This is a genomic window from Sodalis praecaptivus, from assembly GCF_000517425.1.
Taxonomy (GTDB): domain Bacteria; phylum Pseudomonadota; class Gammaproteobacteria; order Enterobacterales; family Enterobacteriaceae; genus Sodalis_A; species Sodalis_A praecaptivus.
In genome coordinates, this window is record NZ_CP006569.1 from 515,045 (window position 1) to 535,359 (window position 20,315).

15 protein-coding genes, 1 tRNA gene, 2 rRNA genes and 1 pseudogene are annotated in these 20,315 nt (G+C 53.4%); 7 read left to right on the plus strand and 12 right to left on the minus strand.

Features of this window, described 5'->3' with window-relative positions; all coding sequences use genetic code 11:
- Positions 1-206: 206 nt before the first annotated feature.
- From rrf (SANT_RS02395) to SANT_RS02410, 4 genes are all read left to right on the plus strand, one after another.
- A 5S ribosomal RNA gene (gene rrf, locus SANT_RS02395) occupies positions 207-322 on the plus strand.
- Positions 323-369: 47 nt separating this feature from the next.
- Positions 370-445, plus strand: a tRNA-Thr gene (locus SANT_RS02400).
- A gap of 36 nt (positions 446-481) precedes the next feature.
- A 5S ribosomal RNA gene (rrf, locus tag SANT_RS02405) occupies positions 482-597 on the plus strand.
- A gap of 686 nt (positions 598-1,283) precedes the next feature.
- Positions 1,284-2,456 (plus strand): ROK family transcriptional regulator, encoded by a 1,173-nt coding sequence (locus SANT_RS02410; RefSeq protein WP_025420710.1) that lies wholly within the window; start codon positions 1,284-1,286, stop codon positions 2,454-2,456.
- Positions 2,457-2,545: 89 nt separating this feature from the next.
- Here the strand turns inward: SANT_RS02410 and SANT_RS22805 are convergent, their stop codons facing one another.
- The 5 genes from SANT_RS22805 to SANT_RS02435 form a co-directional block, all read right to left on the minus strand.
- Complete coding sequence (locus SANT_RS22805) at positions 2,546-3,703, minus strand: toxin glutamine deamidase domain-containing protein (RefSeq protein WP_081730404.1); 1,158 nt, start codon at positions 3,701-3,703, stop codon at positions 2,546-2,548.
- 692 nt (positions 3,704-4,395) lie between these two features.
- Positions 4,396-5,160, minus strand: coding sequence for an amino acid ABC transporter ATP-binding protein (locus SANT_RS02420; RefSeq protein ID WP_269465156.1), 765 nt, complete (start codon positions 5,158-5,160; stop codon positions 4,396-4,398).
- 7 nt (positions 5,161-5,167) lie between these two features.
- Complete coding sequence (locus SANT_RS02425; RefSeq protein ID WP_025420713.1) at positions 5,168-6,274, minus strand: amino acid ABC transporter permease; 1,107 nt, start codon at positions 6,272-6,274, stop codon at positions 5,168-5,170.
- Positions 6,275-6,283: 9 nt separating this feature from the next.
- Entirely contained in the window at positions 6,284-7,462 is a 1,179-nt protein-coding gene (locus SANT_RS02430) for an amino acid ABC transporter permease (protein ID WP_025420714.1), read from the minus strand.
- Positions 7,463-7,533: 71 nt separating this feature from the next.
- Complete coding sequence (locus SANT_RS02435) at positions 7,534-8,559, minus strand: amino acid ABC transporter substrate-binding protein (RefSeq protein ID WP_025420715.1); 1,026 nt, start codon at positions 8,557-8,559, stop codon at positions 7,534-7,536.
- 640 nt (positions 8,560-9,199) lie between these two features.
- On the opposite strand from SANT_RS02435, the gene cspE reads away from it, so the two are divergent.
- The 3 genes and pseudogenes from cspE to SANT_RS02450 all read left to right on the plus strand — a co-directional run bounded on the left by cspE (position 9,200) and on the right by SANT_RS02450 (position 12,178).
- Positions 9,200-9,412: an RNA chaperone/antiterminator CspA gene (cspE, locus tag SANT_RS02440; protein WP_011410009.1), complete on the plus strand. Its 213-nt coding sequence runs from the start codon at positions 9,200-9,202 to the stop codon at positions 9,410-9,412.
- 355 nt (positions 9,413-9,767) lie between these two features.
- Positions 9,768-11,354: pseudogene (locus SANT_RS02445) on the plus strand (ABC transporter substrate-binding protein).
- A 137-nt stretch (positions 11,355-11,491) separates the two neighbouring features.
- Entirely contained in the window at positions 11,492-12,178 is a 687-nt protein-coding gene (locus SANT_RS02450; RefSeq protein ID WP_025420716.1) for a hypothetical protein, read from the plus strand.
- Positions 12,179-12,270: 92 nt separating this feature from the next.
- Here SANT_RS02450 and SANT_RS02455 read toward each other — a convergent pair whose 3' ends face one another.
- The 7 genes from SANT_RS02455 to dusB all read right to left on the minus strand — a co-directional run bounded on the left by SANT_RS02455 (position 12,271) and on the right by dusB (position 20,230).
- Positions 12,271-13,107, minus strand: a complete 837-nt coding sequence (locus SANT_RS02455; RefSeq protein ID WP_025420717.1) for a fimbrial protein — start codon at positions 13,105-13,107, stop codon at positions 12,271-12,273.
- Positions 13,098-15,428, minus strand: coding sequence for a fimbria/pilus outer membrane usher protein (locus SANT_RS02460; RefSeq protein WP_158500142.1), 2,331 nt, complete (start codon positions 15,426-15,428; stop codon positions 13,098-13,100). Before SANT_RS02460 ends, SANT_RS02455 begins: the two co-directional genes overlap by 10 nt.
- A 128-nt stretch (positions 15,429-15,556) precedes the next feature.
- A complete protein-coding gene (locus SANT_RS02465; RefSeq protein WP_071881990.1) occupies positions 15,557-16,135 on the minus strand; it encodes a fimbrial protein in 579 nt (192 codons plus the stop codon).
- Positions 16,136-16,161: 26 nt separating this feature from the next.
- Positions 16,162-16,866, minus strand: coding sequence for a molecular chaperone (locus SANT_RS02470; protein WP_025420720.1), 705 nt, complete (start codon positions 16,864-16,866; stop codon positions 16,162-16,164).
- A gap of 810 nt (positions 16,867-17,676) precedes the next feature.
- Positions 17,677-18,009 carry a hypothetical protein gene (locus SANT_RS23970; protein WP_148296228.1) on the minus strand — a complete coding sequence of 111 codons (333 nt, stop codon included), beginning with the start codon at positions 18,007-18,009 and terminating at the stop codon, positions 17,677-17,679.
- Between the two features lie 935 nt (positions 18,010-18,944).
- Positions 18,945-19,241, minus strand: a complete 297-nt coding sequence (fis, locus tag SANT_RS02475; protein WP_011410014.1) for a DNA-binding transcriptional regulator Fis — start codon at positions 19,239-19,241, stop codon at positions 18,945-18,947.
- A 23-nt stretch (positions 19,242-19,264) separates the two neighbouring features.
- A complete protein-coding gene (gene dusB / locus SANT_RS02480) occupies positions 19,265-20,230 on the minus strand; it encodes a tRNA dihydrouridine synthase DusB (protein WP_038668133.1) in 966 nt (321 codons plus the stop codon).
- Positions 20,231-20,315: the final 85 nt, after the last annotated feature.

Here is a 20,315-nt window from a genome sequence, read left to right on the forward strand (position 1 = left end):
CCGCCGACACCCGCGCCAACCGCAGGCCAGATATGGCCGCGAAAGGCATAAGCCACACCGACCCCGGTGCGGCGGCAGGGCGTGCAGCGTGCGCAAGAGACAAGACATTATCAGCGATGTTCCGGATAACGCCCGACGGTCACGTGAGTGAGGGTCGGGCAGCAAGAGCCTTCTGCACGGCGAAAGCGGTGCGGACAACGAATTTGCCTGGCGGCACTAGCGCGGTGGTCCCACCTGACCCCATGCCGAACTCAGAAGTGAAACGCCGTAGCGCCGATGGTAGTGTGGGGTCTCCCCATGCGAGAGTAGGGAACTGCCAGGCATCCATTACGTCCCAACGGGTAAGCCCGCTTTGACGAAAAGAAGCATGCTGATATGGCTCAGTTGGTAGAGCGCACCCTTGGTAAGGGTGAGGTCCCCAGTTCGACTCTGGGTATCAGCACCAGTCATTAAACGGTACGAGTTCGGCTGAAAGAATTTGCCTGGCGGCACTAGCGCGGTGGTCCCACCTGACCCCATGCCGAACTCAGAAGTGAAACGCCGTAGCGCCGATGGTAGTGTGGGGTCTCCCCATGCGAGAGTAGGGAACTGCCAGGCATCCATTTAAGAAGCCCTCTGCTAACGCAGAGGGCTTTTTTCTTGCCTCCGAGGCACGCGGTTGTCACGGCCAAGGCCGGGGCGGCAGGCGCTATCAATGAGCCCGAGGCGCAAGCCGGGTGGCTTTTTTGTTGCCTCCGAGGCACGTGGTTGTCACGGCCAAGGCCGGGGCGGCAGGCGCTATCAATGAGCCCGAGGCGCAAGCCGGGTGGCTTTTTTGTTGCCTCAGAAGCACGCAGTTGTCACGGCTAAGGTCGGGGCGGCAGGCGCTATCAATGAGCCCGAGGCGCAAGCCGGGTGGCTTTTTTGTTGCCTCAGAAGCACGCAGTTGTCACGGCTAAGGTCGGGGCGGCAGGCGTTATCAACGAGCCCTCTGCCAGCGCAGAGGGCTTTTTTCTTGTCTCTTATGAGACAGGTGTTCACCAATCAGCACACCTGGTTCATTGGCTCACTTGACCAACCCGATCCACCGACGCCACCGTAATAAGGGTGCGGTATCGACATTATTAAATCAATTTTATTGCTTTAATAGGCGTCGGATGATCTGCTTTATAATCAGTCAACTAGGCCGGGAAACCGGAATGAGATAACCATTTTGAACAGCTTTTGTTCGTTTGATAAATCAATTTGATTGAACTTTTTTTTCTCCCGCATACTGCTATCAGGATGATGGGTGGAAAAGGACTATGAGAACCTCGGGTACGAATCTCGAACACGCCAAGGCTCACAATAGGCGAGTCGTTATTGAGGCTATTCGCCTGAACGGCGAACTCACTCGGGCAGAGCTGGCGCGTTTGACGGCGCTAACGCCGCAAACGGTTTCCAATATCGTCGGCGAGCTGCAGCAGGCGGGGATCTTATCCGCGCATTTGCCCCGGCGCGACGGCGCGCGCGGTCAGCCGGCGATTCCGGTTACGTTGAATCCAGACAGCGCTTACTCTATCGGCATTCATCTTGACCATCAAAGTTTGCTGATCGTACTGGTCGACCTTTCTGGCACGGTGCGCGCAAGACGCTTTACCCTTATACAACAGCCCCATCCTGGCGCCACACTCGCAATGATTACCCAACAGCTGCTGGACATAAAGCAGCAGACGGCGCTTGATTGGCGCAGGATGCTCGGTATTGGGATCGTGATGCCCGGCCCGTTTGGCGTTGAGGGGTTCTCTTCTAAAGGACCAACTACGCTGCATGGCTGGGAACATGTGGATGTCGTCGGGCGGCTATCCGCCGCGACCGGCTGGCCGGTGACCCTGGAGAATGATGCTACGGTGGCCGCTATTGGTGAGCGCTTTCACGGCGTGGCGAAACGGCTGGATTCGTTTATCTATCTCTATTTGGGCACCGGTCTTGGGGCGGGGATTTTTACCGACGGTCATGTCTACGGTGGCCATGCCCAAAACGCTGGTGAAGTGGGGCATATGGTGGTACGACCGGGCGGTCGGCAATGTTATTGTGGCAACCGCGGCTGTCTGGAGCGTTACCTGTCTTTGCAGACGGCCTGGGAAGCCTGCGGGCTGAACCCACTTACCGCGCTGCCGGAAGATTTGCTGCAGGTGCCGGCGGCGGATTTTGACCGCTGGGTGACATCGATATTGCCGGCGGCGCGCCAGGCAATCAATATTCTTGAATGCGTATTCGATCCCGAAGCGGTCATCATCGGCGGTTTAATGCCGCAGCCGCTGCTGGAAAAGATCGTTATGCGGTTATCTCCCCTGTTGCGCTCGGTGCGCAGTCGATATAGCGATGCTCACAGGGTGCGTATCGGCATGACCGGCAGCGATACCGCCGCGCTAGGAGCGGCGGCGCTGCCCATATTTGATGAGTTCAACCCGCAATACGACGTGCTGCTGAAATAAACGCACTGCTCAAAAGACTTGTCGGCGGTACCAAAAGTCACAAGCCATACACAACAGAGATGTGATGGTGCAGCGCGCAGACCAGTCGATTACCGCGCTGAAGCGGCGCTGGGAACCGTTTGAAATCCGACATCAAACCATTGTAGGCAACCTGGACCAGAGGCGATAGGTCCAAGAAAATGCGCTACCTGCCGGAGCTGGATGGCGCGATCGTCCGTTAGAGAAAGTGTCCGGCAACGTCTCTTTTGCGCATCAACGAGAAAGAGCGTTTGGTCGACTTTGACCACATTACAGGCGTGACCATCGGTGGGAGAGAATAACCTGCGCCACACGCTGCGGGGACGCTTTACGCAAAGCACCGCATTGCACTGCGGTTGCGCATTAGCTTTGTCCAACATCGTCGCAAGGGAATCAAACATTCCACCCTCGGCATGACTGAGAGTGGAAAATTGACTCGGGCTGCCCCCGCGCAGGGTGGGGTCAGCGCAATGGAGCTGACCTTCTTTGAGCGTGTCTGCCACCGCTGTGGCACAGGAAAGGCAATTGGTTTGCCCTACGCCGTGAAACCCAAACAACCCGCATACCCAGGCTAACGGCCGCAGCCACAAGGGACTAGCGCCGCGGCGGTTCACTTCTTGCAGAATAGGCCCGCGCAAATAATCACTCAGTTCGTTCTTGTAGGCTTCCCGTTGACCCGCTGCGGGAGAATAGGTTGGCGGGCGGAGGCCATCGGTGACAATAAGCGTTTGATATTCTGCCGGGCCGGGGATGTTATTTTCCTCAGTGGAAACGGTAATTATAGAAAATTGCTCATCAGACGCCTGTGATGTCAAACTTGGCGAGGGTGAGTTTCGCTCGACTGTAGCCGGTCGTTGCTCGGCATTGTCCGTGCTGGAGCGTTTCCGATATAACAAGTCGTTTAGTGTGCGAACGACATCTTGAATCTGCTCACTGGGCAAGGCTTCACTGGGATGCCTATTGAGGCTGGCGGAAAACCGTTTTTCACCCCCTTCCTCTATTAGAAAATAGGTGACATTGCCGATTATTACTGCATTAATATCGTTTAACGTAATGTGAGAAAGATTTTGCTGGAAATCACTTAATGATACGAAAGTGGGAACGGTGTTGGCCACCTCTTGTATATTGCAGGACATTGAAGCGATTGATGTATCATCAGGACGGCCTTGCGCCAAACCAGGAAGAATGGATGAAGGGCTCGCTTTATTGAAACTAGTTGTAGGGTTCATGGCAGTACCTTATATATTTAATTGCAAGAGAAATATAGTAGCCATTAATTAAGTGCAATATAAAAAAACGCCTCCAGGAATACGCCACACTGCGGCACAAAATTATGATAACGGGCGTTATTATAAAGTTTCATAACAAGTGTGGGTATGGATATTGGATGCGGAGTATAAACTATTCCGATACGGTTAGATTTGACCGCTTGATTTTCACTATTATTTCATTACCCGGTAATAAAGTCTGCCGCGGAAAGTGATGTTTTCTTAAGGTGAATAAACGCCATCATTTCTTTTTCTCGCTGGGTCGCTATCCATTATAAATCAGCAGGCGTTGGCGTATATCAGGTCCATTCTTGATAATGCACGTACGGCCGCGCGGTATCAGGGCCATTGTACGCCGGCATGTAGGGTAAAAGGTAGCGGCTAACTGCCTGTAGGTGGCAACAAAAATAGCGCAGGGGGAATCATGTTATTCACTGGCGGCAGGATGTCTGGCGCCAGGGTACCTATAGGATTATCCGCGCTGTACTGCAACAAACGCACCGGTTAATTCCATCGTCTTTTTACGAAAAAATAGAGTGAACCAAGCCAAGCAGTAAGGATATTATCGACGTGCTGCCAGCAGGCATGAGCGCGACCCTGTCATTTGCCGAGTGTATTGAAAGAAACAGGCGGGCGAGTACCCGCCGGGAACATTAGTGAATGACCTGTGAGAGAAAAGCGCGGGTCCGCGCCGATTTCGGCTGGGCGAAAAACGCTTCCGGCGGTGCCTGTTCAACAATTTCGCCGCGATCCATGAAGATCACCCGATCGGCCACGGTGCGGGCAAAGCCCATTTCATGGGTCACGCACAACATGGTCATTCCGTCTTCAGCCAGTCCTATCATGGTATCCAGCACCTCTTTCACCATTTCAGGATCCAGCGCCGAGGTCGGTTCATCAAATAACATGATTTTCGGCTTCATGCACAGCGAACGAGCGATAGCGACCCGTTGCTGCTGTCCGCCCGACAATTGTCCGGGGAATTTTTGCGCATGTTCGGCAATGCGCACCCGCTCCAAATAGTGCATCGCCAGCGCCTCGGCCTCTTTCTTGGGCATCTTGCGCACCCAGGTGGGCGCCAGAATGCAATTTTGCAGGACGGTCAGGTGCGGAAAGAGATTAAAGTGCTGAAATACCATGCCGACTTCGGTGCGCACGCGCTCGATATTGCGGAGATCGTCATTAAGCAGGGTACCGTCAACCACAATGTTGCCCTGTTGATGCTCCTCAAGATGGTTGATACAGCGTATCGTCGTGGACTTACCCGACCCGGAGGGGCCGCATAACACGATACGTTCGCCGGCTTTGACCTGCAGATTGATATCTTTCAAAACATGGAACTGTCCATACCATTTATTGACGTTTTCCATTGTAATCATCAGGTTGTCCGCAGGGGCGGCGTTATTATTCATGCTCATAAAAACCTCAATGCTGGTGTCCGGTATGAAAACGCTTTTCCAGATGCTGGCTATAGCGGGACATGCTGAAACAGAAAATCCAATAAACCAGCGCGGCGAAGACATAACCTTCGGTGGACATGCCCAGCCAGGCGGGGTCCACCGTTGCCTGCTGCACGCTGCTAAACAGATCGAATAATCCGATAATGACCACCAGGCTGGTGTCTTTAAATAACGCGATGATGGTATTGACCAGTCCGGGGATGACCATCTTTAGCGCCTGCGGCAAAATAATGAGGCCCTGGGTTTTCCAGTAGCCGAGCGCCAGGGATTCCGCCGCCTCGGTTTGGCCCTTTGGCAGCGCCTGTAGCCCGCCGCGGACGACCTCTGCCACATAGGCGGATTGGAACATGATAACGCCCACCAGCGCGCGCAGCAGTTTATCGATTTGGGTGCCTTCGGAGAGAAAAAGCGGCAGCATCACCGAGGACATAAACAGCACGGTGATAAGCGGTACGCCGCGCCAAAATTCGATAAAGATGATCGCCAGCCATTTTACCACCGGCATAGACGAACGCCGGGCCAGCGCTAGAATTATCCCCAACGGCATCGCGCCGGCGATGCCCACCGCGGCGATAATCAAAGTCAAAGTGAGGCCGCCCCATAAGCGGGTTTCCACGCGGCTCAGGCCGAAAAAGCCGCCGTAAAGCATGATCCAGGTAAAGACGGGAATCGCTATCACCCAGCAGGTGATATAGCGGCCGCGGCGCGGCATACCGCGCCAAAACATCGGCAGCAGCGAGAGCAGGCACACAATAAGGGTGGCATTGATGCGCCAACGCTCGTCCAGCGGATAAAGTCCATACATGAATTGGCCGAAACGCGCGTGGATAAATACCCAGCAGGCGCCTTCGCGAGTGCAATCAAGGCGCGAGGTCCCCAACCAATTGGCTTTGATGAACGCCCACTCCACCAGCGGCGGTAAGGCTATCCACAACAGCCAGAGACAGAACAGGGTCAGAAGGCTATTCGTGAAGTTGGAAAACAAATTGCGTTTGATCCAAGCCGTCGCCAGGACCAGCCGATTACGTGAGACCGACGCGATGGGTTCCTGCGGAGATAAAGTCATAGTCATCGGGACCTCTCAACGTTCCACCAGCGCTTTGCGCTTGTTATAAATATTCATCAGCAACGAAATAGCCAGGCTGATGACCAGATAAACCCCCATGGTAATGGCGATGGTTTCGATGGCCTGGCCGGTCTGATTGAGCACCGAGCCGGCGAACAACGACACCATATCGGGATAGCCGATAGCGGCCGCCAAAGATGAGTTCTTGACGATATTGAGATATTGACTGGTAAGGGGAGGAACGATCACTCGCATCGCCTGCGGCAGGATCACTTTGTTCAGCGTCACCGGATTTGGCAACCCGAGCGAGCGCGCCGCTTCGTGCTGGCCGAACGGCACCGACTGAATACCGGAGCGGATCACCTCAGCAATAAACGCAGACGTGTACACCGACAGCGCCAGCGTCAGCGCCGCGAGCTCGGGAATAAGCGCCATACCGCCGCGGAAATTAAAGCCGCGCAGCTGCGGCACATCCCAGGCGATCGCGGGGCCGGCGATAAACTGCGCCAGCGCCGGCAGCGCTATCAGCAGCACGATTATCCACGGCCAGCTGCGGCGCAATTGGCCGGTTTTAAGCTGATGGCGGCGCTGGAGGCGAAACAGCGCCACGGAGGCAGCCACGGCTATCAGCAACGCGAGAAAGGTCGCCCAAGCGCCCGAGCCGGCGTCGGGAGCGGGTAAATACAGTCCGCGGTTACTAAGAAAGGCAAGGTCGAAAGCGTTTACCGCCTGACGCGGTCCGGGCAGGTTGCGCAATACGGCGAAATACCAGAAGAAGATTTGCAGCAGCGGCGGAATGTTGCGGAAAATCTCGATATACAGGGTGGAGAGTTTACGCAGCAGCCAGTTCTCGGACAGTCTCGACAGGCCGATGATAAAACCCAGTATTGAGGCAAAAACAATACATAGCGCCGATACCAGCAGCGTATTGAGCAGACCGACGACAAAGACTCGCCCGTAGGTGTCGCCTTGTTCAAAATCGATGAGATGCTGCACGATGCCAAAACCGGCGGCGTTATTAAGGAAGTCGAATCCGGAGGTGATACCGCGGTGGTTCAGGTTGGTCAGAGTGTTATGCACCAGATGGCCGACAAACGCCACCAGGATCACAACAGCCAGAATCTGGTAAATCCAGGCGCGAACCGCAGGGTTGGTCAGGGAAAAGTTTCCCGTTACGGTTGGGCGGTGTTGCATAGGTAAGCCTCAGCAGGAAAAATCGAAGAAAAAGCACCGGCGGCGCCGGTGCTCCTGAACTGTGGCAGCTATTAACGTACCGGCGGGGCGTACTGAATGCCGCCGTGATTCCATAAAGCATTCAAACCGCGTTTGATTTTCAGATCGCTGCCCTGACCGACGTTGCGTTCAAACGATTCGCTGTAATTGCCGACTTGTTTAATGATGTTATGCGCCCAGTCGTTGGACAGTTTCAGCTCTTCGCCGTAATGACCTTCTTTGCCGAGTAGATGGGCCATATCCGGGTTTTTCGGGTTGGCGGCCAGTTCGTCAACGTTTTTCGAGGTGATTTCCATTTCCTCAGCGTTAAGCATGGCGTACAGCGACCATTTCACAATAGTGAACCAATCGTCGTCGCCGCGGCGTACCACCGGCCCCAGCGGCTCTTTCGAGATCACTTCGGGTAATACCACCCAGTCATCAGGTTTGCTTAGCTTAATTCGCAGCGCGTATAGCCCTGACTGATCGGTTGCCAACGTATCGCAGCGGCCGGACTCCAGCGCTTTGGCGCTTTCGTCGGCGCGATCGAAGGTCACCGGCGTGTACTGCATTTTATTGGCGCGGAAAAAGTCGGCCACGTTCAACTCGGTATCGGTGCCGGATTGCAAACAGACGGTAGCGCCATCCAGGTCTTTGGCGCTCTTTAAACCGGCTTTGTTATGCGTTAAGAAACCAATGCCGTCGTAATAGTTTACGCCGGCGAAGACAAAGCCCATGTTGCCGTCACGGGAAGAGGTCCAGGTGGTGTTGCGCGACAGAATATCGACTTCACCTGATTGCAGCGCGGTAAAACGCTCTTTGGCGGTCAGCGGAGTGTATTTTACTTTCGTCGCATCGCCAAATACGGCCGCGGCAACTGCCCGGCAAACATCCACATCCAGCCCGGTAAATTTCCCGCTGGCATCAGCATAAGAGAAACCCGGTAAACCATCGCTGATACCGCATTGGATAAAGCCTTTTTTCTTGACCGCGTCCAAAGTGGCCCCAGCGTGAGCCTGATTCGCTACCGCAAACAGGGCAGCGGCGGCAACCAGTGTGGAAATCATCATTTTTTTCATAATTCGTCCTGTGAGGCAGAATAAAGCAGTCGATTTTTTGATGTGCTCGGACACATCTTTCCTTAAGACGGCATAACGCCTGTAACCTCATAGCAAAGGTAATGCCAAAACGGCAGATAGCGGATTGCAGGGTTAAGTTACAACCCATTAACAGCCCATATAATGAGAATGGAGCCTGTTTTGCCCTATTTCGGGGCGTAGAGAGGACTTCAGAGCAGCATTTGCACCATAGAGATGCAGGCAGTTCCGCTATGTGGAATTGCCAAAGGGCCCGCTCGCCAGCACAACAGAAACGAGCCTGGGCGTGGCGGGCCGCGAAACGGGCGAAACGGCAGCACGCCGCGCCCAACAGGCGGCGGCGAGAAAAGCGTGCAGGGTCGTAGTATTATTCCCGCTGGTTATATCGTTTTTCTTCATAATAACGCTTGCGCCCCTGGCGGGAGTATGCGTTAATAGCGTTATCGGTTTGTGGTACAGACCTATTTATGTAAGCCATTTTAGTAAAGTTGTTCAGCAAAAAGCGATAGTCCACCATCACTTCTTCGACGAATTTCCTTCTTAATACGTGCCCATAAGTACATGCTGGCAAGCAGACCCTCTATCGCCGCAGGCGGTTTTTATCTTAATGAAGGAAGTACAAATGTCTAATAAAGTAACTGGTTTAGTAAAATGGTTTGACGCAGGTAAAGGTTTTGGTTTTATCACTCCGGCTGACGGCAGCAAAGATGTGTTTGTTCACTTTTCCGCCATCCAGAGCAACGATTTCAAAACCCTGGACGAAGGCCAGCGCGTAGAATTCACCATTGAGCAGGGTCAGAAAGGCCCGTCTGCTGCTAACGTGGTTGCCCTGTAAGATACGCGTCAAAGGGATGTCGGCGGTGGCCAAGTCTACCGTCCCGGCAACGTCCGGATGATATGCCCTTGCAACGCAGAGAAAGCCCCGGCCTTGGCCGGGGTTTTTTTATTGCCGGTAGCGGCGCGCCACGGACCACCGAAGGTCGCTAGGCGCTTCTTCGCCGTACTTGGTATCTCGGCCGCCACCCGCTCCCGTCTTTTCCGCTTGTTTTAATGTGTTAGGTCAAAAGTGTTTGCCCTAACTCTACGAACACGTTAATTAGTTTACTATTTGACGTCTAAAACAATAACGGGAGAACAGCGGGATGAGGTTATTACCTTTTAGTTATGGCAGAAAAACGTTGCTGGCGCTCATGTTGGGCGCGTTCGGGGCATCCCCATTAATGGTAACGGCGGCAGTGGTGCCGGCCGGGACGCTGCTGGCGGCGGATCAGGACATCGTCCGCAATAACGGCAGTGAGCCCGCGTCTCTTGATCCGCATAAAGTGGAAAGCGACGTTGAATTTAATATTATCAGCGACTTTTTTGAAGGGCTGGTCAGCGTGGATAATGACGGGAAAATCCGTCCGCGTCTGGCCGAACGCTGGGACAATGATCACAATACCCGCTGGGTATTTCATTTGCGACCGGGGCTAACCTGGTCGAATGGCGATCCCATTACCGCGCAGGATGTGGTCTTCAGCTGGCGTCGGCTGGTTAACCCGGTCACGGCCTCGCCCTATGCAAGTTATTTGAGCAACATGCAGGTGCTCAACGCGCAGGATATTGTAGACGGTAAGAAAAGCCCGGATGAATTGGGCATCAAAGCCCTCGATGCCGAGACGGTGGAAGTGACGCTGGTGAAACCTGTCTCCTATTTCCTGCAAATGCTGGCGCATCCCGCTCTGGTCCCCGTTGATAAGAGCGTTATCGATCAATTTGGCGATAAATGGACCCAGCCGGGCAATATTGTCAGCAGCGGCGCCTATAAACTCGACCAGTGGGTAGTGAATGAAAAAGTGGTCGGCATCAGAAATCACCGCTACTGGGATAACGCGCATACGGTTATCAACAAAGTGACTTATCTGCCGGTGACCTCCGGCACCGCCGATGTTAACCGCTACCGCGCCGGCGAAATCGATATAACCTATACCATCCCCGAAACGCTGTTTAAATCATTGAAAAAGGAGATTGGTCCCGAGGTCCATATTTCTCCGAAGCTGGCGGTGTACTATTACGAATTCAATACGCAAAAAGCGCCATTCAACGACCCACGGGTGCGGCTGGCGCTCAATTTGGGCTTGGATAAAAGTATCATCGCTGAAAAGGTCCTAGGCCAAGGGCAGACGCCCGCTTGGACCCTCAGCCACTATGCCGCCGGCGGTTATAATTTGAAAATGCCGGACTACGCGGGCTGGAGCCAGGACAAACGTAATCAAAAAGCGAAAGCGCTGCTCAAAGAGGCGGGTTTCGATGCGCAGCATCCGCTGACGTTTTCCTTACTGTATAACACCTCGGAATCCCATCAGCGTATTGCCATTGCCGCCAGCTCAATGTGAAAGAAAAATTTGGGCGTCGTGGCAACGCTGCAAAATCAAGAATGGAAAACTATGCTCGATACCATGCATACCGGCAATTTCGACCTGGTGCGTTATGCCTGGATAGCAGACTACGATGAGCCCTCGACTTTTCTGAATAATTTCTTGAGCAATAGCAGTGAAAATACCGCCAAATTCGTTAATGCCGATTATGACCAGGCGATTCATGCGGCATCCGCGGCCACGCCGGCGAACGCCGGCCGGTTTTATCAGCAGGCGGAAGCCATTTTGGCGCAACAGGTACCGGCGATCCCCGTCTATTACTACGTTTCAAGTAAGCTGGTAAAACCGTGGATCGGTGGTTTTAATGAATCGGCCCTCGGCTATTACTACACCAAAGATTTGTACGTGAAAAAGCACTAACGCGTTTGAGCGCTGCCTGCTTTCCTCTTGGGCGGCGCAAAAAAAACGTGAAGTTGCACTGTATTAGGCATCCAATGTCAAAAGTTCAGGATCCCGAGCAGTAATAATTGCTGCTCTTTTTACCAGGAATCCATGCTATGTCTTTGCTCGACTCGCCGCGTTTTTCCCCCGGCTTTGCGCTGGTGATAAGCCTGCTGACCTTTGTGCTGTGGTGCGTGATGCCGGTCGCGCCGCTCATTCATCTGGTGGAAGAGGGGCAACTGGTGGAGAACCTGACCCTGGTCGCTTATGCCATTACATTATTGAGTCTGCTGGTATTACCGCTTGATGGCGTGCGCTGGTCTACCCGGCTGGCGATAGGGATAGCGCTGCTGGCGATGATGGCGCGCGAGGCGGATTTACATAAATACATCGACCACATGAGCATGCTCAAGCTGCGGTTTTGGACCGGCTCGTTGCCGGCGTTGGATAAGCTGTATGCGTTGTTGTCGCTGGCGCCGATTGCGATTGCCTGCCTGTATTTGGTGATACGCTATTCCCGGCCGTTGCTGCGCGATATCGTGGCGCATAAAAGCTATGCGACGACCGTCGCTACCTTTGTGGCTTTGATATTTATTACCAATATCCTCGATCGCTCGCTGGGGGAATTTAAAGAAACCCTCGGTTGGCATGCGCCGCTGTGGCTGGTGGCGCTGCAAACATCGCAAGAAGAGTTTCTGGAGCTGCTGTTGCCGGTGCTTGCATTGACCGCCGCGCTGCAATACCGCCGTCAGACCCGTGCCGAACGGGCGGCTTACGCTCTTGATGTGCCCTCAGGTATATAGTCATCCCGGCAGTAGGCGCCATCGCCTTTTTCATGCTCAGGATGCCGGATAAGCGGGCGCCCGCGCGTTTAGGTCCGTCCGGCCTTGGTCCCCTAGCGAAAGGTCATTAATGCCGTCGCATTGACGCTGAATTTGCCGTATTGCGCCGCTCCCGCCGTACGCACGAGCCGTGCCCGGTAAACAAAGGTTGAGGAGGGGAGGGGCTTATCGTTATTGAACGTGACGGGTTGATGGTCGTCATTATCTATCTGGATGCCGATGTTGCTGAGCTGGGTCTGGAGTGTTTTGTCATCGAACAGCCGGCCGGCATAACGGAATTGAATCAACACATTGCGATAATCATCCGCGTTCGCGCAGGTGACGGGAATTTTGAAGTTTAACGCGGGCAGTGGCTCAGATAGGCTCGGCGTCATGACAATGCGGGGAAACGCGACCTGGATACGTTTGGCGGTGATACGACACAACGCCGTGGTGACGGTAATGTGAGGCGGCATCACCCTTAAGACAGGCTGAGAGGCGGCAAGAAGCGTAAGCGCCGGCAGGCTATAGCGCCCGCCCTGCAAATTGCCCGTTTTATACAGGCGCAGGATAAGCGTATCGCCAGGAATCCAAGGCGTATTCTGCGTCAGGCAGCGATCGCCGGCCCGGTTGCAAAGACTCAGACCCAACCCCGCCACGGGCGTTTGGTAAATGCCGCGGCCGGCATCCCATAAGGCGCCCGGCGTAGTGAGAGAGAGCCGTGTCGTCGATAATTTCTCGGCGGCGCTGGCGGGCAGTACCAGGGTTTTTAGCAGCGCCCCCTCCTGCTGCTGAGCCGCCTGATTTAGCGTGATGGCCGGCATCGGCAGCGTCAGTATCGCCGCCGTCGCCTGCAGCGGTGCTGCGGCGAGGACAATAAGCAGCGGTATGAGCCGAGTGATTATTGACATGTTAACTCCCAAATTTGGCTTTGTGGGTTGACGCCTTGCAGACTCGTGCGGCAAGTCATTTCCTCACTTCGGATTTGCAGCGGCCAGCGGCTATCTTGCATATTGAGTGCGGTGAGACCGCCGGCTGATACGATGCCGACGCTGCGATCGCCCGCATCGTACACGACTGCGCCAAACGGTAACGCTGCGCCTTCAGCGGTACGAATATGGGCATAATGGATGTCGCGCTTCTGGGCCGCAAAATCCACTTCGATAATGGCGCCTTGCCGTGGCGCGTTTTGATAGACATTGCTATCCACCTCCACCTGTTTTGTTAGCTTATTGGTGTTAAGGGACGTTTCGTTATAACGATAGGGCGACAACCCGGTGACAATGGCGTTGCCGAAATGATCGGTGGCCACCGCGGTGTTATTGGCGATGGGCAAATCGGAGACGTGGTCGGTATGGACCAGAGCGGTACTCTGGGTCAATGGCTGGCCCAAAGTGATACCATGGTGATGGGCTATAACCGACCCTTCCAGTCCTAAGGTGAGATCATCGCTGTTCTCGTCTTGGCTCCATGAGGTGCTCAGCGTCCCTTTTCCGGCATTCCAGCGCAGGGAACTGTCGTTTTGACGGTAACCGGCCGATGTCGAGGCGCCGATATCGTAGCTCAGGTTATCGTCTTCCAGTAAGCTGCCGCTGAGTGAGAGACGATCGTCGCTGCGGCCGCCCTGACCGCGCGTCTGGTTATAATTCAGATAATGGCGCGCCTCATTGCCCAACGGCAGCGACATATTCAAAGACAAAAGATTGTCTTTTTGGCTGCCGGATTGGTGCGATAGGCTGGTGATAACCGTCATGCGGCTCAGGGTGAAGCTGAAGCTGCCGCCCAAAGAGTGGCTGTTATCCCCCTGGAAGCCCACGGATTGCGCCAGATTTACCGTCAGGCTCACCGCCTCCATCGGCTGAGCGAGCTGTAGGATATAGCGCGTCCGATAGTGTTGGTCTGCTTGAGGCGCCATGGCATCCTGGTATTCCTCGTAACCCTCGGCAAAGCGGTGCTCCGCCGTGAGGTACAGATAACTCCCGGTGGCGGCGAAGCTATGGCTGAGGCCGGTAGTCAACATGGTTCCCTGCTGATGACCGCGCGTTTCGGTATCGCTTGCGCTGCTGTTGATAACGCCATAAAGACCGCCCAGCCAGCGCACGTCGGCGCCCATGCCGGCGGCGAGGTTATGATAATCGTTGGCGTATTGTACGCCGCCTATCAGCGTGAGGCTGTTGGCTAAGCCGTACAACGCATCGGCTTCCGCCAGCGGCGGGGCATCATTCAAACTGCGATTGCGACCGGCATACAGGCTATAGCGCAGACTATGTGCCGGAACCAAGACATCCACCGCGTTATAAGACTGGCTGAAATGGCGAGCGTCGCCGTTGGCTTCCACGATGGTAATATCTATGTCGCCGGCGCTGGAGGAGGCGGGGATATCTTTCAGCGCAAAGGGACCGGGCGGCACTTTACGCGTGGCGATGACGAAGTCGTTTTGTTTGATGATGATAGTGGCGTTGCTGCGCGCCACGCCGGTGATTACCGGGGCATAAACCCGTTCCCGGTTCGCCAACATCTCATTATTGGTGGCCATGGCTGCGCCGCGCAGGTTTTGCGCGGCAAAGATTTTGCCGCTGGTAAAGAAGTCCCCCAGCGTCAGGGTGCTGCGCAACGTATCGAGATCATGCTCAATATAATTTTTGCTGCTCACATAGCGGGTTTTATTGCCGCTTGTCACGTTAAGAAAACCATTATTTCTCACGCGAAACCCCATCATATTGACGCCGTTGGTGAAGTTTCCATACAGTGAATTGCGCCGCCCAACGCCCTCAAGGCGTGTGGTGTCGGTATTAACGGCATAACTGCTGAAGGCGGCATTAATCCCGTCCTGCCACGCCTTTTCGCTGGTGACATCATTTTCGCTGCTCTCCTGCTGGTATTTCTGCGGCACGGTAATCGTCAAGGTGTTATCGCCGAGATCGACATCGGTTTGCGCCTGATGGATATAGGTCGTTAACGGAATTTCGCCTTCCTGACAGTGGTCAATCGCAATACCCCACAATTTTAGCTTATCGCAGGAGAACACCGCTTCAACTTTCTCATTGCTTGTTTTTTTGAAAGTAATGCGTTGGCCGTCGAATTGACGATCGTTAACCACAACCGATAATGTATAGGTGCCCGGTAATATTGCATTGCCTTTATCAAATGCTGAGACATCCGTAATGGATAGGCCGCCGACATTTTCCAGCAGATCGGTCGCATATTTTTCTTCTGCATGTAACCATCCCATACAGAATATAAAAGGAATTAAGAGAAATTTAATTTTCATGAGGAGGAGCCGTAAATGATTAACCAGTCACATGCCACCATCCCTAGGGTGAAATGCGCCCCCAGCGGGGGCGCCAAGCGCGCAATTGATTATTTATAGGCAATTTGAAAAACGGCGTCGGTGGCTAAGCGGCCTGCCTTTACGTCTTCGGAGAGGTCCTCACGCACATAATTTGCGGTAAATTCGAGCGTGTTATCCCCTTCGTTCAACGGCTGGTTGTTTGAGGTGACCGCTATTTCTTTCCCTAATTGTACTAGATTGTTATCACGGTTAATTTGCAATCCAATTCCCTTCGCGGTGCCGAACGAATTACGTAGCACATTGTGCGCCTCGTCAACGTCTTTGCTGCTTACCGTCATTTTCATCTGATCGGCGTCTACATGCTGTAAGCAATTAACATGCAACTGGAAATGTTGGGGCTGTGCCTTGGTGGGCGTCGCGCCTTCGGACAGACCGGCGAAATCACTTACATTCACCGTCGGCAGCCCGACTTTCATTGATTTACCCCTGAGTGAACAGGTCGCCGGTTGCACCAAACCGCTAAAATGAACGGTCGTGGAGGAGTGCATTGCGCCCGCCGCGTTCGAGTCGGTACGGGTACCCGCTGTCGCGGAAGAAATACCACCTGCCATCATCATCGCCACTGTCAAAACAGTTAATTTTTTCATCTTCACATACCTTTATTTTAATGATTTCACCGCACTGCCGATGAAACCTTCTCACTGATATCGCCAAAATCTGTCAGGGTGTCATAAATGACTTTGCCTACTCTGGCGACGTTTTGATTTTTACGGGGTAACGCTTCGCTGGTATAAGGCGCGACCATATCGATGGTTAAGGCTTGTTGGCCGTCTGCCAGCGCTTTATTCACCGTGATAAAATAGGGCGTTGGGTTTTTAACCGTTAATTTCCCACTTTGATAAAACCATTCGAGCTTTTTCCAGGCATCGCCCCTATCCGCGGCAACCCCTTGCGGCCGGAAAAAGAGTTTAATGCGCGTCTGCATCGCTAGCAGTAAGTCGGAGCTGGCAGCATTAGTATCAACTTTGGGGATTTCTTTCACGTTAAGCCAAAATAATTTCTCGCTGCTGCCTTGACGCACTTGGGGATCCACAACATTTACACGCAGCGTGACTTTATGGTGCGCTTTTATTTGCGCTACCGGCGGCTCCACCATCAGATTTTCTTGTGGTTGGCCCGCGCTGTTCTCCAGCCAACTTTGCATCAAATAATCATCATCGGTAGGGTTTTCTACCACGATGGAGGCGGATTGTTCGCCGGCAGGGAAAATCAACCGCGTGCCGTCGAGGATCAATGCGGCTTTGGCTGAGAATAATGGCGAAGCTAACAGCATGACCGGCAGAATAACGCCGCCGAGTCGACGAAAAAGGATAGACATAATATCTCACCGTTTTAGATGGAGTGACTACATGTAGAGGTAAACCGGAGGGTAAGAGTAAAATTAATCGGTTGTCGTGCTAATCCGGGATTATGGCTCTCTACGTCTGATAATTGCCTATCCCTGTGCATCTATTTATGGGCGGTATTATTAAACTTTCTTTCTAAACCAAATCTAAATGAAAATGATTACCCTATTCTATAAATGTTAAATATGCAGCGAAATTGTTGCCCTTTCCGCGAGTGGCCCTAAGGTTTAAAGGCGTTGGTTAATGTTAGTTAGGTGAATACGGCGGCTTTGTTGAAAGAGAAAACGAAATGTTATCGCATCTTGAATAAGGCGAACGTATTTTTTACATGCGGTCTGCGGTATAGGTTCAGCGTTATCAAGATCCCCAGCCCAAAAGCGGGTAGGTACGACGGTCAGTCCACTGTGCCGCAACCGGCGTCAATACTATTACGGGCGGGGGCGGCGCTCGCTTGTGCCGCTGTCGCGTCTTTCAACGTGCCGCCAGTTGTGCAACCAAGGCAATTGCGTTAAAGGTGATAAAGGAGATCAACGCTAGCCGATTCCGCGATAACGGCAGCCTGAATGCGGAGAAATGCACAGGGCCTACGGTGCGCCTTAGGGGAGCGCTAGCCTGTCTGTGCCGGCTGATTTAAGAAAGTGGGGATGTGCCAAACGCGTAATCGGAATGAAAAGGCGTCGCTGGCGCTGGGGAGGGGAATGAGAATACAGCGTGGTGTGTGCGTGAAGCGATGAGGAAGGAGCGAGCTAAACAGGAGGTGTAGATTAGCTGCTCCGCAAAAACTATTCGCTGTTTACCGTAATAGTGCCGGATTGGCACCCCACCAGCATCATACCCGTCGCGACAAAAAACGGCAGACTTGCTCCCGATGGAAACGCTATGGAGAGACTAACGCCTGTGGCGAGCAAATTTAATACGAGAGGGAACTTATTCGCCAATTTGCACAAATTATGACAAATCGGTGCAGCCATTTTTAAACCGCAATTGGCAACCGAGCAAATTCGCGAAGCAAAAGCGGAAAGATCATCGTAGACCGTGACCTCTGCTGCTGGAGGAACGATGTCATTTCGGGTAATAGCGGGGCCGTCTGGAAAATAAGCGGGGAGTGAATTCATAAAAATTATCCATAATTTAGTTAAGTTTTCCTTAATAGTCTCTGTTTCCCGAGGCGGGTAAGGCGCTGTGGACGCTACACCAAGGCGAAATCAGAGGGTTATCATTGATAATTATCTTCACTCTGACGCCGTGACGCAAGCGCTGGCATGCATAACGGCGGGTCACGTCACATTCTCATTCTTTGTTAGAGGTTAAATTATACCTAAAAAATAGATAAATTAGCAATATTACGCGCGATTAAATCTAAACCACGGAGAATATGTTCTATTCCCCAAGGGCGCCATTGCGAAGAGGATCATCTCCGGCTATGTCTAAAGTATTTTAAATTCTCACCACGACCGTGCGGTGCATCATAAATATTCCGTCAATGCGCGGTAATAATCTAAAGGGACTCGTGATGATGACGGTGCAAAAGCATTTCAATCTATGCAGGCAATAAGGCCAAAAAAATGAATATCGACGCGCCGATAAAAGAGGGGCGCCCCGACACCGACATGGGGTGAAACCGCGTGGCTAAGACAAAGCCAAATAGAAGTCGCTGAGCCGTAGCCGATGCCCGACAGGGATTCGGCATCCCGTGTTGTCTTTTTCCTCCTCGGCGTGCTGTATGCATACCACCGTTAGCCAAATGGCGCGCGGGCGTGGGCGATGCGTAAGAGGCCCACGCGCGAAGCGCTGAAGCCAGCAGAGCAGGCGCTTAATGGCAAGCGTGGCCGTAGGCGGGCGGTACGGTCAGTGTGGCACCTATCTCTGCAAGGGACGGCGGGCGCGCAGGGATTCAGGGCTGCGGATATCGGTACAGCAAATTTTCGCGGGGGGAGGAAGATACGCCGGGCGGCAAGCGTGGCGGAGGCGGTGGGCCAGGAGATACAAAGCAAAAAAGGTGTGATGCCGCCAAGCAAAACACCTTTTAAATCAGTGCGATATGAGCTAATTAGTTCATGCCGTATTTTTTCAGTTTCTTACGCAGGGTGCCGCGGTTGATGCCCATCATCTGTGCCGCGCGGGTCTGATTGCCGCGGGTGTATTGCATCACCATGTCCAACAAAGGCTGTTCTACTTCAGCCAATACCAGCTCATACAGGTCGTTGACGTCCTGACCGTTCAATTGAGCAAAATAGTTCTTCAGTGCTTGCTTTACCGAGTCACGCAGGGGTTTTTGCGTTACCTGATCCTGAGAGTTAACGGTGGAAACGGTCAGTACGTCAGAATTTACGCGTTGTTCGAACATAGTTCTGTCTGCTCTTTTTTCTATTACGTAAGATTTGCAAAGTATGCCTCCAACGCCTCCAGCTGTTCGCTGGCATCCTCAATGGCGTTGAATGTGCGCCTAAACTGGTTGTCGGGGGCATGCGCCTGTAAAGACCAGGACACGTGCTTACGAGCGATGCGGAATCCCTTGCCTGGACCATAAAAGTCGTGCAATTTCCTGACATGCTCCATCAACAAATGCTGCACCTCGCCTAACGGCAGCGGCGGCAGCAGTTCCCCCGTATCCAGATAATGCTGGATTTCCCGGAAGATCCAGGGTCTTCCCTGAGCGGCGCGGCCTATCATCAGGGCATCCGCCCCGGTGTAATCCAGCACCGCTCTGGCTTTCTGCGGGTCAGTAATGTCTCCATTGGCGATAACCGGAATGGAAACACACTGCTTAACTGCCCGAATACTGTCGTACTCCGCGTCGCCGTTGAACAGGCAGGCGCGAGTGCGGCCATGAATCGTGATGGCCTGTATACCACAATCTTCGGCCAATTGGGCAATTTGTACACAATTTCGGTGATCCGGCGCCCAGCCTGTGCGAATTTTCAGCGTCACCGGCACGTCGACGGCATGCACCACCGCCATCAGGATCTGCTTTATCAGATCCGGATATTGCAGCAATGCGGAGCCCGCCAATTTTCGGTTCACTTTCTTGGCTGGGCAACCCATATTGATATCAATCAGCTGCGCGCCGTTCGCCACGTTAATGACGGCGGCGGCGGCCATATCAGCAGGATCGCTACCGGCAATTTGCACCGCCCGGATACCGGGTTCATCACTATGTACCATGCGCAAACGCGACTTATCCGTTCGCCATACCTCGGGGTTCGAGGACAGCATTTCCGAAACCGTCATTCCCGCTCCCATCGCGTGACATAAGGCTCTGAACGGGCGGTCTGTCACACCGGCCATCGGAGCCGCAATCAGGCAATTAGCGAGCTGGAGGTGTCCAATACGCATAGACAAAGAGAGACCATACTGTGTCCGCAAGGGCGCGTATATTACGCATTTTTTTCATCAGATGAAAGGCCAAACTTTGAACAAT